Annotated in this window: 12 protein-coding genes and 1 pseudogene; 11 read left to right on the top strand and 2 right to left on the bottom strand. The window is 32.4% G+C overall.

All coding sequences use genetic code 11. The features are described from left to right. Positions 1 to 91 precede the first annotated feature (91 nt). The gene (locus HMPREF2953_RS10405) at positions 92 to 772 is read right to left on the bottom strand and encodes a M15 family metallopeptidase (protein ID WP_070673276.1); all 681 of its coding nucleotides are present in this window, start codon (positions 770 to 772) and stop codon (positions 92 to 94) included. 204 nt (positions 773 to 976) lie between these two features. Between HMPREF2953_RS10405 and HMPREF2953_RS10400 the strand changes: the two genes are divergently transcribed. The 3 genes and pseudogenes from HMPREF2953_RS10400 to HMPREF2953_RS10390 all read left to right on the top strand — a co-directional run bounded on the left by HMPREF2953_RS10400 (position 977) and on the right by HMPREF2953_RS10390 (position 3,992). Next, on the top strand, positions 977 to 1,852 hold the full coding sequence (locus HMPREF2953_RS10400; protein ID WP_070673274.1) for a hypothetical protein: 876 nt from the start codon (positions 977 to 979) through the stop codon (positions 1,850 to 1,852). A gap of 52 nt (positions 1,853 to 1,904) precedes the next feature. Beyond that, positions 1,905 to 2,420: pseudogene (locus tag HMPREF2953_RS10395) on the top strand (ArsB/NhaD family transporter); the annotation flags it as partial. 177 nt (positions 2,421 to 2,597) lie between these two features. Next, on the top strand, positions 2,598 to 3,992 hold the full coding sequence (locus HMPREF2953_RS10390; protein WP_049335296.1) for a YfcC family protein: 1,395 nt from the start codon (positions 2,598 to 2,600) through the stop codon (positions 3,990 to 3,992). Between the two features lie 121 nt (positions 3,993 to 4,113). Here HMPREF2953_RS10390 and HMPREF2953_RS10385 read toward each other — a convergent pair whose 3' ends face one another. After that, on the bottom strand, positions 4,114 to 5,298 hold the full coding sequence (locus HMPREF2953_RS10385; RefSeq protein ID WP_070673272.1) for an MFS transporter: 1,185 nt from the start codon (positions 5,296 to 5,298) through the stop codon (positions 4,114 to 4,116). 130 nt (positions 5,299 to 5,428) lie between these two features. Here HMPREF2953_RS10385 and HMPREF2953_RS10380 point away from each other — a divergent pair, with 130 nt between their 5' ends. The 8 genes from HMPREF2953_RS10380 to HMPREF2953_RS10345 all read left to right on the top strand — a co-directional run bounded on the left by HMPREF2953_RS10380 (position 5,429) and on the right by HMPREF2953_RS10345 (position 14,337). Further along, positions 5,429 to 6,319 carry a LysR family transcriptional regulator gene (locus tag HMPREF2953_RS10380; protein ID WP_070673270.1) on the top strand — a complete coding sequence of 297 codons (891 nt, stop codon included), beginning with the start codon at positions 5,429 to 5,431 and terminating at the stop codon, positions 6,317 to 6,319. A gap of 106 nt (positions 6,320 to 6,425) precedes the next feature. Continuing rightward, positions 6,426 to 7,205: a (S)-acetoin forming diacetyl reductase gene (locus HMPREF2953_RS10375; RefSeq protein WP_065580991.1), complete on the top strand. Its 780-nt coding sequence runs from the start codon at positions 6,426 to 6,428 to the stop codon at positions 7,203 to 7,205. 428 nt (positions 7,206 to 7,633) lie between these two features. Next, the gene (locus tag HMPREF2953_RS10370; protein ID WP_049335305.1) at positions 7,634 to 7,873 is read left to right on the top strand and encodes a hypothetical protein; all 240 of its coding nucleotides are present in this window, start codon (positions 7,634 to 7,636) and stop codon (positions 7,871 to 7,873) included. A gap of 152 nt (positions 7,874 to 8,025) precedes the next feature. Then, positions 8,026 to 9,369 carry a glucose transporter GlcP gene (locus HMPREF2953_RS10365; protein ID WP_070673268.1) on the top strand — a complete coding sequence of 448 codons (1,344 nt, stop codon included), beginning with the start codon at positions 8,026 to 8,028 and terminating at the stop codon, positions 9,367 to 9,369. 100 nt (positions 9,370 to 9,469) lie between these two features. Beyond that, complete coding sequence (locus tag HMPREF2953_RS10360; protein WP_070673266.1) at positions 9,470 to 11,173, top strand: ABC-ATPase domain-containing protein; 1,704 nt, start codon at positions 9,470 to 9,472, stop codon at positions 11,171 to 11,173. A 369-nt stretch (positions 11,174 to 11,542) separates the two neighbouring features. Continuing rightward, positions 11,543 to 11,983: a MarR family winged helix-turn-helix transcriptional regulator gene (locus HMPREF2953_RS10355; RefSeq protein ID WP_049382207.1), complete on the top strand. Its 441-nt coding sequence runs from the start codon at positions 11,543 to 11,545 to the stop codon at positions 11,981 to 11,983. 17 nt (positions 11,984 to 12,000) lie between these two features. Further along, on the top strand, positions 12,001 to 13,344 hold the full coding sequence (locus HMPREF2953_RS10350) for a dihydrolipoyl dehydrogenase family protein (protein WP_070673264.1): 1,344 nt from the start codon (positions 12,001 to 12,003) through the stop codon (positions 13,342 to 13,344). 135 nt (positions 13,345 to 13,479) lie between these two features. Continuing rightward, a complete protein-coding gene (locus HMPREF2953_RS10345; RefSeq protein WP_049382209.1) occupies positions 13,480 to 14,337 on the top strand; it encodes an ABC transporter substrate-binding protein in 858 nt (285 codons plus the stop codon). Positions 14,338 to 14,388 lie beyond the last annotated feature (51 nt).

The following is a 14,388-nucleotide window of genomic DNA, read 5'->3' as shown; positions in this document are numbered from 1 at the left end:
ACGTGAAACAATGAAGTTAATATTAAAACAACCATGAGTAGGAGTATTCTCACTCATGGTTTTTAATTGACTAATAATATGTGTGGCGAAGTTATTTTAACCCTACATATTCTTCTAATGTTTTACCAGATTGATATACTTTGTTAGCAGTATCTTTTCCTAAATAACGTAAATGCCATGGTTCGTATTGATAACCAGTAACTTTTTCTTTTCCTTTAGGATATCTCACAATAAAGCCGTATTTATGTGCGTTTTTCGCAATCCATTGACCTTCTTTTGTTTTTCCGAAACTTGCATATAAGTTTTTATCTGAATTAACGCCACCGATGTCAAATGTAAGACCTGTTTGATGTTCTGAGTAGCCAGGACGTGCGCTATATTTATCTGCAGCTTTTTTACCATCGCGTGCAGCATAACGATTGTATAGTTGAACTTGAGTAGGATAACTTCTGTAGCCACTCATTTTGTATAAGTTAATACCCTCTTTTTGTGCAGCACTAAATAATTGTTGTAAGGCTTGTTGGGCTTTTGGATCTTCACCAGGATTATAATTTGAAGGAAGACCTATATTTTTATTTACAATTAAAATACCATCGATATATGTACGACCCTCTTTAATAACTTTTTTATGTTTTTGTTGATTGTCATCACTTTTATTAGTTTGAGATGTTTGTTTAGTATTATTTTCATTTTCATCATTACTATCATTACTATGTGAGCAAGCTGAAAGTAATAAAGCGCTTGTCATTAGGACTGCAGAGAATTTTTTCATGCTTAAACTCCTTTAAATTTTAATTACTATAAACAATAATGAAACATTGTACACAGTGTAACATAGTTTTTTAATTATATAAGATACAACTTTTATGAAAAAGTGGTATTTTAACAAAATTTATATTTATCTTCCTCTTCAAATAATGTATAAATAATGTATAGTATATTAGTAAAATAAGAAGAATGTATGAGGGGCCAATAGATGAAAAAAATTTTATTTTTGGGTAGTATCATGATGATGTTATTAGCTGCTTGTAGTACGCATGAATCTTCAAAAGAAGATCATAAATCAAAATCAAATCAAAATAATGTTCAAAAAGCTAAAAAGAACGAATCAGATCAAAAAGATGAAACGTCATCAACCCACACGTCTAAATTATCAATGAAAGAACGATTAGCATTAGCATTCTGTATTGATGGTGTCGATCAATATACATTGACTAAAAATGAAATTCTAACTGGAATTTATGAATATAGATTACCTACGGGCAAACATAATTATAAATTAGTTGATTTTACATTAGTTAAAATGAAACAACCAGTAAAACATGCACCAAAACATATGCAGTTCTTTACGGTTTATCCAGATAAAAGTACCTATCAAGCGCTAATTGGAGTTAATAAAGATACAGTTTATGTAGGACGTATGCAAAAAGGTACATTGGATTATAACGATTTACTTGATAAAGGAAAAGAAGCTAGTTTAGAAGAAGTATATAAACATAATAAAGATAATAAAGCTTTACCAGAACTTATAAGTAAAATGCATATTTCAAACGCGTTACCTGATAGTGCTAATGATAAAGGGAATCCGTTAGCTTCAAATGATTTAGAAAAATCTGGTAGTGTCAATACACGTTATCGTAACGAAGTATATCAATTAATTTCTGATTTCGATGAAGTAGATTTAAAAAAATCAGGTTATCTATGGGATGATATCAAAATGACGGATCATCATGGTAACTGGATGGTGAACTATCGTAACAAAAAAGGCGAGATTTTAGGTACATATAGAACGAAACATGGAAAAATTCAAAAGTTAGATGAAAATGGTAACATTGTAAAAGAAGAAAAATAAATCATCGTTTAATAAAACGTTGTGAGAGGATTAAATTAAATCTTGTCATAACGTTTTTCTTATTTTAGCAGTACAATCAAACGCTGTATCAGTTAGAAAAGTGATTAAAGGAGCACCATGAAATATTGTGATTTTTTCAATTGGTATGTATTTAGTGGTCTTTGAATTGAAGAATGTTGGTATTACAAGTATGTTAGGACAGATATTTTCAGCAATATCCAATCATGGACTGTGTACAAGTATCATGGTTGTAGGTTTCATCTCGGCTATATTATCTTCTATTATGAATAATTTACCGACCGTGCTCATTGATGCGATTGTTATTCGTCAATCAACAGCTAATGATGTACTTAAAGAGGGGATGATATACGCTAACGTAATAGGTTCAGATTTAGGACCTAAAATTACCCCCATTGGTTCTTTAGCTACATTGTTATGGCTCCATGTTTTAGCTCAAAAAGGAATTAAAATATCATAGGGAACCTATTTTAAAACAGGTATCGTTATTACCCTTCCAGTTTTATTTATGACCTTACTAGGTCTATATTTAACATTAAAATTGATATAGACAGACTTATTAAAAAGAAGCCAAAAATGATACGGTTTTTGACTTTTGATATATAAAGCAAAAAGTTTAAAATTATTAAAAATGTAATATTATCATTTTTGTTTAAATAGGTTATGATAAATTATATATATTTTGAATTTTGATTCATATGTAATGAATAACAAGGGGATGACATAAATGAAAAAGAATAAAACTAGAAAGTTTAAACTAGAAACGCCGCACACCTATGCAATATTAATGTTGATTATAGTAATTTCCTGGTTACTTACTTATATTATTCCTGCTGGAGAATATGCGAGAGAAAAGAAAAACGGACAAACCATAGTTATTCCTGGCACCTATCACACAGTATCTTCAGAACATCTAAATTTTTTGAATATATTTAGAGCTGTCCCAGAAGGATTGATTAGCGGAGGAGAAATTGTTTTTTATGTATTTTTAGTGGGTGGCGCTTTTGGAATTGTCCACAAAACAGGTGCTTTTGAAAATGGTGTAAATAAAGCTATGAGAGTTTTAGGTAAAGCCAATTTTTTAATGATTCCACTAACGATGACAATTTTTTCAATATTAGGTTTTACAATAGGTTTAGCTGAAGAAACTATTATATTTGTTCCCATTGGTATCATTATTGCTCGTACCTTAGGTTATGATGCGTTAACTGGTGCTGCAATGGTTATTTTGGGGGCAGCTAGTGGTTTTAGTGGGGGCATGTTAAATCCTTTTACAGTTGGTGTGGCTCAAACAGTTGCTGAACTTCCAATGTTTTCAGGTTGGGGACTTCGAACGATGATATATCTTTTTATATTAGCAACTGCCATTTCAACTGTAATGTTATATGCAAGTAAAATTAAAAAAGATAAAACTAAAAGTATTGTGTATCATTTAGAAAAAGAAGAAGGACAAGTTGATCAAGACATCGATTATCAACATTTTAGTAAAAAACAAGCATTTAGTTTAATGATTATTATGGCAACTATCCTATTCAATATATTTGGTATTTTTAAATTTGGATGGAGTTTCAATGAAATGAGCGCTAATTTCTTATTTGCAGGAATTTTAGCCGGCTTAGTAGGTGGTTTAGGTTTTAATGGTACGTTTGATGCTTTAGTAGATGGAATGAAAAATATTCTATTTGGAGCAATGATTGTTGGGATCGCAAAAGGAATTATCGTACTGCTAGAAAATGGGAAAATCATAGATACTATTGTTCATGCATTGACGACCTTGTTATCAGATGTACCAACGTCATTAGTAATTATAGCTATGTTTATTTTGCAATTCATTCTTAATTTCTTTATTCCATCAGGTTCGGGTCAAGCATTAACGACTATGCCTTTAATGGTTCCTATCTCTGATTTATTACATATTAACCGTCAGCTTACAGTCTTAGCCTTCCAATACGGTGATTCAATAAGTAATATTCTATTTCCTACATCAGCAATTTTAATGGGAGCTCTAGCTGTAGGTAAAATTTCTTATACTGAATGGTTGAAGTTTGTATGGAAACCTATATTAATTTGGATAATTATATGTAGCGTTGCTATGTCTATTGCTTTAGTAATAGGATACTAAAAAAAGAAATCAGGTAAGACTAACGGTTGTCTGAAGTTAGTGAGATGGACGTCTTAAAACCTTGTAAAAATAACGAAAGAGCGTGTGTTCATGTTAAATGAGGGCACGCTCTTTTTTTATATTAATCTTTTGAAGAAGTACTTTTTTGATAACGACCATGTACAAAGAAATATAAAATCATTGCAATAATAATTAGACCTGCCATTGCAAGATATAAATAGCGATAGCCCATAAATGGAATGAGTAGACCTAAAATGAAAGGACCCATACCTGCACCAAAGTCCACAAAGATATAGAACGTTGATGTAGCTAATCCCATTTTACTAGCAGGTGATTGTTGAATGGCGATGGCTTGCGCAGTTGGAACGATGGTGCCATAGCCAAAGCCAATAAATGCAGCAGATAGTAATAGTAAAAATGGCGAACTTACCATACTTAAAATAGCTAATCCTATGGCAAAACTTAGAAGTACAGGATACATGACTTTATTTTCGCCAAAATGATCATAAATCTTTCCAGTGAATGGACGTGTCACAAAAGTCACAACTGCAAATACAATAAAAAAGAAACTAGATGCAGTAACTAAATGTAACATTTCACTGTATATTGATAAGAATGAAAGTACACTTGCATAAGCAATTCCTACTAAGATGACAACACATGAAATAGGTAATGCTTCTTTTTGTAAGAAAGCACTGAGACCTTTAGGACATCGTTGTTCTTCAGTAACGATGTCATGATTCATCGGTAATTTTTTAATTAATAAAGTAAAACTAAATGAAACGACAATGCTAATCAAACTGATGCCAAAAATTGAAGAAAATCCTAGATTATTATTTAATACTAGTCCTAAGAATGGGCCAAAAGCGGAAGCAAGCGTCACGCTTAAACCGTAGTAACCGATACCTTCACCTTTACGTTCTTCTGGAATTAATCTAGAAGAAATCGTACCTGTTGCTGTTGAAGAGAAACCAAAGGCAATTCCATGAATAAAACGAACGAACATCAAAATAAGAATACTATGAATTGTAAAATATAAAGCGATAGCTATAATAGAGCCAATGACACCGCCAATGAGCACATTCTTAGGTTGCAGATGATCGATGATTCTTCCAGCGCCTAATCTTCCAGCTAGCATGCCAATGATAAATACACCAGCTGCTAATCCGCCAATACTTTCTGAAGCATGGTACGTTTCGATTGTGAATTGTGTAATTGTCACAATAAGCATGTAGTGAATTAAATACATAAATAAATTCACAATCGTTACAAAGATAAAGTCTTTTGACCATAAACGTTGCGACATGTTTAACCTCCTCTATTTAATCCTATTTATCTTAATTTATACATAATTATTATAGTATTAGTAGAAGTTAATGTATAATTAGAATAATTTAATTTAATATAAGTAAAACTGATATAAAGGAGGAGAATATATGAATTTTGAACAGCTAATATATGTTAAATCAGTATACGAACAAGAATCAATGATTCGTGCAAGTGAACTGATGCATATTAGTCAATCTGCCATGAGTCAATCGATTGCTAATCTGGAAACAGAATTAGGATATTCATTATTTTATCGCTCTAGAAAAGGAACCATACCCACAGAAATTGGTAAACGATTGATTCCAAAAATATTGGAAATTTTGGAAGCTAAAGAACATCTCATGCTAGAAGTAGAACGTTTACATACACATATAGCAGGAAAATTAACCATAGCCACTATACCAACGTTATTTCACAAACTACTTCCTAAAGTCATTTCTCAATTTAAAGTTGATTATTCAAGCGTAGATATTGAAGTTATAGAATCTGACCGTGAAAATATTATAAAAATGTTGAGAAATAATGATATAGATTTAGGATTAATTGGCAAAAAAGAATCAGATAAAACAATGTCTTTAATTCATGAATTTCCACTTAATTTATCGACGAATTTTAAACTTATTGTACCTGCTAAATCTAAACTTACCTTTAAAGATACTGTTAATTTAGAGGATATTAAAGACTATCCATTTATTCTCTATGATCGTAACTTTTACCATCATCATTTAAAAAAGTTTGAAGAGAAAAATGGGGAATTAAAAATTGTATTTCGTACACATAATCCTATCGTTTTATTAAGAACTGTTGCAGAAGGCTTAGGTGTAGGCATGATTTCTAGTTACATGATCGAAGACGAACCCATTTTAAATGACGAATATATTGAGGCCATACCTCTAGGTCATCCTTTTGATTATTCAGTGTATTTTACAGCGATAGTCAATGACAACAGAAAAAATGAGACCTCTTTATTACGATTTATTGATTATTTAAAGAAGTAATCATTAACAAAACTTTGTTCAAAAGTTCACAAACTTTTCATGGTATTTTTCATACAAAGTGCTAACATAATAATTGAAAGTTATATTACTTTAAGAGGTGTAGTAAATGGGCAATTCTAAAAAAGTAGCACTTGTTACAGGTGCGGCACAAGGTATTGGTTTCAAAATAGCAGAACGTTTATTTAATGACGGTTTTAACGTTGCTATTGTCGATTTTAATGAAGAAGGCGCAAAAAAAGCTGCTGAAGCACTTTCAAAAGAAGGTCAAGAAGCAGTCGCATTTAGAGCTGACGTATCTGACCGTGAAAATGTTTTCGATGTGACACGTAAAGTTGTAGAACATTTTGGAGAGTTAAATGTAATCGTAAATAATGCTGGTTTAGGACCAACAACGCCTATCCATACAGTCACACCTGAACAATTTAATCAAGTTATCGGAGTAAATGTTGGAGGCGTATTCTGGGGCATTCAAGCGGCTTTAGAACAATTTGAAAAATTAGGTCATGGCGGTAAAATTATAAACGCAACATCTCAAGCAGGTGTTGAAGGTAATGCGGGATTATCGTTATACAGTAGTACGAAATTCGCAGTTCGTGGATTAACTCAAGTTGCTGCGCGTGATTTAGCTGACAAAGGCATTACAGTAAATGCATTTGCACCAGGTATCGTTGAAACACCTATGATGGAAGGTATTGCTAAAAAATTAGCCGAAGAAAATAATCAACCAGAAGAATGGGGTTGGAAACAATTCACTGATCAAATCACATTAAAACGTTTATCTAAACCAGAAGATGTAGCTAATGTGGTTGGTTTCTTAGCTAGTAGTGATTCTGATTATATTACTGGTCAAACTATTATTGTCGACGGTGGCATGAGATTCCACTAATTTAAGCAAATTATTATTTTTAAAACTGATATGCACCCTAAAAGTTGGACTTAAAATCTAACTTTTGGGGTGCATTTTTATATTCTTTTAGAAGACATATCTGTATATGATGAAATATTTAACCTTATTGATGTTCATAATATATCAATAATAAATGGATTCATCTAAATTGTATAACTCATTAAAAATGAGTATTTAGTAAAAAATAATTAAAAGACAATGAACGTTTTAATTTTGATTGTTTATGCATCTTATACATCATACTTCTTAACTTTGTTTAAAAAAAAATATTTAGAGATTCAATCAAAATTAAAAATACTCTTATTTAGATAGGATATTTTATATTTAAAAAAATAATGATATATAGTAAATTTAAATGTAAATATAGTATATAATATGATTAATATCTTACAGAAAGGAAGACATCAATGAGATTAAACAATATGAATATAGTTTCTGGTATCTTATGTGTATTATCATTTCTACTTGCAGTTTCGATTACATTTACAGATATGTTTTGGTATTTACCTGGCTTTTTTGTCATGCTATTGTCAGTGGTTTCAAGTGTTGTAGGTCTAATGAGTGGCAGCAAAGTATTTAATAGTATCACGTTATTTTTAACAATTATTTTCTTTCTTATTTTTTCAAGTCCATTATTACTTGCTTAGAAAAGAGAACGATTTTATATCATACTAATATGAATGGCAATCTTTACAGCTATGATGTGAAGATTGCTTTTTTAAATTAAATTAAAAAAATATTGAAACGCTTTCAATTAGTACGTATAATATTTACTAGTTTGAAAAAGGAAGGATAGTATATGAAAGTAAATAAATATTTGATTTTTATTTTGGGTGCTTTAGGAGGTTTGCTTTACGGTTATGATAACGGTATTATTTCCGGCGCATTACTTTATATTCCTAAGGACATTCCTTTACATAATGGTGCGATAGAAGGGTTAGTTGTGTCATCAATGCTTTTCGGAGCGATTGTAGGTGCAGGTGGCAGTGGACCTTTATCAGATAGAATTGGTCGTCGTCGCTTAGTACTATTTATCGCATTGGTATTTATTGTTGGATCACTTGTTTTAGCATTTTCAACAAATATTGTCATGCTTATTATTGGTCGTGCCATTGTTGGACTTGCCGTAGGGGGTTCAATGTCAACAGTACCTGTATATCTTACTGAAATGGCACCTACAGAACTACGTGGATCTTTAGGTTCACTTAACCAATTAATGATTACAATTGGTATTTTAGCTGCATACTTAGTGAACTATGCCTTTGCAGATATGGGCGCTTGGCGTTGGATGTTAGGTTTAGCCGTGGTTCCTTCATTAATTTTATTAATTGGTGTAGCATTTATGCCTGAAAGTCCACGTTGGCTTCTTGAAAATAGAAGTGAAAAAGCAGCGCGTGACGTAATGAAAATTACATATAATCCAGATGCAATTGATGCTGAAATTAAAGAAATGAAAGAAATAGCTTCTCAATCAGAATCCACATTCTCAGTAATCAAATCACCTTGGTTACGTCCGACGCTTATTATTGGGTGTATCTTTGCGATTTTTCAACAATTTATCGGAATCAACGCAGTTATATTCTATGCCCCAACGATTTTTACTAAAGCAGGTCTAGGTGGCTCTGCTTCAATTATCGGTACAGTCGGTATTGGTGTGGTAAACGTATTAGTAACGATTTTGGCATTATTTATTGTTGACCGTGTCGATCGTAAAAAACTCCTCGTTATAGGAAACATCGGAATGATTGCTTCATTGGTTATTATGGCGATGCTTATTTGGTCAATCGGTATTCAATCATCAGCCTGGATCATTATTATTTGTTTATCATTATTCATCGTGTTCTTTGGAATTTCATGGGGCCCAGTTTTATGGGTCATGTTACCTGAATTATTCCCAACGCGTGCAAGAGGAGCAGCAACAGGTATTGCGGCATTAGTATTAAACTTTGGTACGTTAATCGTTGCACAATTATTCCCAATTTTAAATCATAATTTAGATACAGAATGGGTATTCTTAATTTTTGCTGCTATTGGCGTACTAGCGATGTTCTTTGTGATTAGGTATCTTCCAGAAACACGGGGTCGCAGTTTAGCTGAAATTGAACATGAGTTACGATTACGTACAGGTGTTAAATCTGAATAACGTATGTATATCGCTACTTCAATGATTTGGAGTAGTGATTTTTTATTTTTTAAAAAAAGGGTAAATATAAAAAAGCAATGCTATGAACGGAGGAATTAAGATGAAACAGTCAAAAGATTTAGAACGATTACTTAAATCTTTAGACGGACAAAAATATGGCGCTTATAAACGAATGAAAGGGATATATCAATTTGATCAATTCCGTCTAGCTATAGATCATGTCCAAGTTGATCCTTTTGCGCCACCTTCAAAAATGCGTGTCATTATTGGGAAACAAGAGACTGAAATTCCTAATGAATTATTAGACACTAAAGATAAACGTATAGCGACTTCAGACTTTTTAACTCGAACAGTGGATACCCAGTTAAAACATTTCAATCGTACCGTGAAAGGCTCTGGTAAAAATGGGAAGATCTTTATTGATCATCCAGGACAAGAGATACTCGAACGTACATCTGTAGTGATTAATAATAAAGAGATTGAAATACGTATTGAAGTTGGACTACCAGCAGCTGGACGTAAGATTCTAGGAAAAGCAGCATCACATACGATAATACATGGCATTCCTCAAATGGTAGAAAAAGCGATACGATACGAAAATTTAAATCAACAAGCATTGAACGAACAAGTCGCATTAAAACTAGACCAGACTTATATGAGACAACAACTTGAAACAGAGCACTTAGTCGCATTTGTGGCAAATGGTTCAATTTTACCAAGAAAAAGTGGTGTGTCAGACGCTCCAATGAAAGGTGCCATTCAATTCACAAGTCCTAAGAAATTTGAACATACATTCAATCTTCCAAGTGGCCGGGCAGTCACAGGGATGGCTATTCCACAAGGAATTACACTTATTGTCGGTGGAGGTTACCATGGTAAATCGACACTATTAGAAGCGCTTGAGCGTAGTGTATATGATCACATTCAACATGACGGTCGAGAATTTGTGGTGACTCAACATGATGCGATGAAAATACGTGCTGAGGATGGTCGAAACGTTGAAAATGTCGATATTAGTCCATTTATTGATAATCTGCCAGGAAAGAAAGATACGACACACTTTTCTACAGAAAACGCAAGTGGTAGTACATCTCAAGCCACAAATGTAATCGAAGCTTTAGAAGCAGAAAGTTCATTATTATTAGTCGATGAAGATACATCAGCTACTAATTTTATGATTCGTGATGGTCGTATGCAACAACTGATTGCTCCTGAAAAAGAGCCCATTACTCCATTTTCTAATAAAGTAAAATCATTATATGAAGATTATAGTGTTTCTACTATTCTTATTGTGGGCGGTTCAGGAGATTATTTTGATGTTGCTGACCAAGTGTTAATGATGGATGAATATCATTTAAAAGACGTAACAGAAGAAGCAAAAGAAATTGCGAATACTGACGGCTATAAGCGAGAAATTGACGGTGATCAGTCATTCGGAGTGCTATCTCACCGCATACCGTTAACGGATTCTTTCTCTAAAAAAGGAAAAGACAATCGTTTTAAAGCAAAAGGATTACATTCTATTATGTATGGTCATGAGCCTATTAACCTAACAGGATTAGAACAACTTGTGGATGATAGTCAGACAAACGCTATTACGGTGATGTTAGATTACTTTAGACGTCATGGCATCAATAATCAGAATTCCATAATTCAAGCAACAAATGAGATGTATCACTTAATTGACCATGAAGGGTTAGAAGCGCTCTCTCATTTTAATGGACATCCAGGACATCTTGCCTTACCACGTAAACAAGAATTTATCGGTACCTTAAATCGATATAGAGGATTGAAAGTGAAATAAAAAGAGCAGATATTATCTTTTTTAGTAGGCGGGTAGTCTTACTTTTAAAAAATTAAAAGTCTGATTAATAGTGAAGCATCTGAATTAATAACGGAAGAATACGGGAAACTACGAAAAGAAGATTAAAGAAATAAATATTTATCGATTGGACATATGTAAATCATAGACTCACTTTTCTTTTTATTAAAGGAAAGTGAGTCTTTTCTAATTAAAATAGCAAAAGTATTAGGGAGTGAAACAACAAATTTAAAATAAATTCTATCCCGCACCTTCAACATTTTAGAAATGTTTGGATATTTATCATTTGATTAATCGCGCGCGATTGTTTATACTAAAATAAATCTTGCACGATTGAAAAGAGGTGTTGTATTGGACAAGAACGAGATGACTTTAGCGAATCAATTATGTTTTTCTGCATATAATGTGAGTCGCTTATTTGCTCAATTTTATGAACAACAACTAAAGCCATTTGGATTAACGTATTCTCAATATTTAGTTTTACTGGCTTTATGGGAAGAAGATAATCGAACATTACATGAGATTGGTAGACAACTTGATTTATCAAGTAATACGTTGACACCACTTTTAAAAAGATTAGAACAATCAGGATGGGTCATAAGAGAACGTTCTGAAACTGATAAACGTCAACTGATGGTGACACTTACTGAAAAAGCACATCAACAACAAGAAGCAGTTTTTGAAGCGGTAGCCGAATGTTTACCTTCAAATTTTGATAAAACGAAATATAACCAAGCAAAAGACGTATTAGAACAATTAGAACATGGTTTGAAACAACTCAATAAAAAATAAAGGAGAGGATGAGTTAAATGAAAACATACGACGTTACATTTATTGGTAGTGGACATGCAGCTTGGCACGCAGCTTTAACATTAAAACATGCAGGTAAAGAAGTAGCAATTATCGAAAAAGAGCGTATTGCGGGAACATGCACAAACTGGGGCTGTAATGCTAAAATCTTACTTGAAAATCCATTTGAAGTGTTAGAAGAAGCAACACACTATCCTGGTATTGTTGAATCACAAAATCTTAAAGTAAATTGGTCAAACTTAATGGATTATAAACATAAAGTGATTGATCCAATGGCTGGTCAGTTAAAATCATTATTTGAACAACAAGGTATTGATGTATATGATGGTACAGGTGTAATTAAAAATGAACATACAGTTGAAGTAAATGGTGAATCGATTGAAACTGAAAATATCGTCGTTGCGACAGGTCAACATAGCAATAAATTACCTATCGAAGGTAAAGAATATACACATGATAGCCGTGACTTCTTATCGATGGAAGACACACCAAAAAGTATCACATTCATTGGTGGCGGAATTATCAGTATCGAATTTGCATCTATCATGATTAAAACTGGCGCTGACGTTCATGTGGTTCATCATACAGATGAGATTTTACCAGGATTTAACCGTAATCATGTAGATAAATTAGTTAAAAAATTAGAAGATGAAGGCGTTAAATTCTATCTAAATGAAAATACAGCTGCAGTTAAAAAAGAAGGAGACGCGTTTACACTAACAACTGAATCTGGATTATCAATCAATACAGAATATGTACTTGATGCAACAGGAAGAGTTCCAAATGTTGAAGGTATTGGATTAGAAAATGTCGGTATCAATTATAGTAAAAAAGGTATTGAAGTAGATGAGTACTTAAGAACAAATGTTAAAAATATTTACGCAAGCGGTGACGTTTTAGATAAAACGATTCCTAAATTAACGCCAACTGCGACGTTTGAATCAAACTATATTGCTGCACATATTTTAGGTATGGTACAAGATGAAATTAAATATCCAGCTATTCCTTCGGTACTTTATTCGCTTCCACGTTTATCACAAATTGGTGTAACTGTAGAAGACGCAAAAGAAAATGATCAATATACAGTAAAACATGTGCCATTCGGTAAACAAATGGTATTCGAATATAAGAATGAAACAGAAGCTGAAATGTATATTGTACTAGATGAACATAAACACTTAGTAGGTGTTGAAATCTATGCAGATGCTGCCAATGATTTAGTAAACTTACTTGTATTTATCATTAATCAACGTTTAACAGCCAAAGAATTAAGTCAATTGATTTTTGCTTTCCCAGGCGCTTCAACAGGCGTGATCGATTTATTAAGATTAAACATGCTATAGGTAATAATAAAACGGTTAGTTCTTGTAACTAATCGTTTTTATTACGGAAGAATGAAATGTTTAAATTTCTCTAAAATGTAAATAACTATATTGTATGAAAAATGAAACGTCATCTCATTTGGAGGGATTTATATTATGGGTAAAGAATTTGAATCGAATGGTGTTAACGTAGAAATACCAGATGAATTAGAATCAGTCGTTGCGTTAGAATATTCTTTTGTAGAAGCATTAGCTAAATTAGAATTGAATGTCACAGGTATTGCTGATGACAAAGATAAAAATAACTTAGAAAATTCTATTAAACACTTAGTAGGTAACTATACATCTGTTGGTTCACGTTTGGAGCCTGATACAGAATTAATTAAAAAAGCAGAACCACAATTAATCCTAGCAGATAAAACAAGACATGAATCAATGTTTGAAAAATTAAATACGGCAGCACCAACAGTATTATTAGAAAGTTTTGATGCTAACTATGACCAAAGTATTGAAACATTTAAACAAATTGCAGAACTCGTATCTAAAGAAGATAAAGGCCGTGAACTTGTTGTTCAACACAATGAAAAAGTTGAAGACTTAAGCAAAGATATTAAACTTGATAAAGACGTATCAACTATTGCTGCTGTACCAACACATGATGGCTTATATGTTCATGCATCACATTCATATGTTGGACAATTCTTGCAAAAAGTTGGTTTTAATGGTTCTATTCCTGAAGATATGGAGAACCACCTACCTGAATATATGGGTGCAGATTACTTAAAAGTAGATACAGACCGATTTGCAAGCTTCAATCCAGAACGTATATTGATTATGGTAGATGAAGATAACAAAGCAGATTATGAAAAATTAAAAGAATCAGAAGCGTGGTCAAATATTGAAGCAGTTAGAAATGATCGTGTACACGATGTAAACCGTGAACGTTGGGCAAAATATAGAGGATTAATCGCTTCAGAATTAATCTTAGAAGATTTAACAAACATTGAAGAATAATGATTAAAAAAGCGTGCATTTCAAAATGGTGAAATGCATGCTTTTTATTTT

It is taken from the genome of Staphylococcus sp. HMSC072E01 (assembly GCF_001814125.1).
GTDB classification, from domain to species: Bacteria; Bacillota; Bacilli; order Staphylococcales; family Staphylococcaceae; genus Staphylococcus; species Staphylococcus hominis.
Note: the sequence above shows the minus strand (reverse complement) of the source record. Positions and strands in the feature narration are given on the sequence as shown.

Excerpts from the sequence above, each read along its gene's own strand:
- HMPREF2953_RS10405 (WP_070673276.1), bottom strand. The coding sequence starts at position 772 with ATGAAAAAATTCTCTGCAGTCCTAATGACAAGCGCTTTATTACTTTCA.
- HMPREF2953_RS10400 (WP_070673274.1), top strand. The coding sequence starts at position 977 with ATGAAAAAAATTTTATTTTTGGGTAGTATCATGATGATGTTATTAGCT.
- HMPREF2953_RS10390 (WP_049335296.1), top strand. The coding sequence starts at position 2,598 with ATGAAAAAGAATAAAACTAGAAAGTTTAAACTAGAAACGCCGCACACC.
- HMPREF2953_RS10385 (WP_070673272.1), bottom strand. The coding sequence starts at position 5,298 with ATGTCGCAACGTTTATGGTCAAAAGACTTTATCTTTGTAACGATTGTG.
- HMPREF2953_RS10380 (WP_070673270.1), top strand. The coding sequence starts at position 5,429 with ATGAATTTTGAACAGCTAATATATGTTAAATCAGTATACGAACAAGAA.
- HMPREF2953_RS10375 (WP_065580991.1), top strand. The coding sequence starts at position 6,426 with ATGGGCAATTCTAAAAAAGTAGCACTTGTTACAGGTGCGGCACAAGGT.
- HMPREF2953_RS10370 (WP_049335305.1), top strand. The coding sequence starts at position 7,634 with ATGAGATTAAACAATATGAATATAGTTTCTGGTATCTTATGTGTATTA.
- HMPREF2953_RS10365 (WP_070673268.1), top strand. The coding sequence starts at position 8,026 with ATGAAAGTAAATAAATATTTGATTTTTATTTTGGGTGCTTTAGGAGGT.
- HMPREF2953_RS10360 (WP_070673266.1), top strand. The coding sequence starts at position 9,470 with ATGAAACAGTCAAAAGATTTAGAACGATTACTTAAATCTTTAGACGGA.
- HMPREF2953_RS10350 (WP_070673264.1), top strand. The coding sequence starts at position 12,001 with ATGAAAACATACGACGTTACATTTATTGGTAGTGGACATGCAGCTTGG.
- HMPREF2953_RS10345 (WP_049382209.1), top strand. The coding sequence starts at position 13,480 with ATGGGTAAAGAATTTGAATCGAATGGTGTTAACGTAGAAATACCAGAT.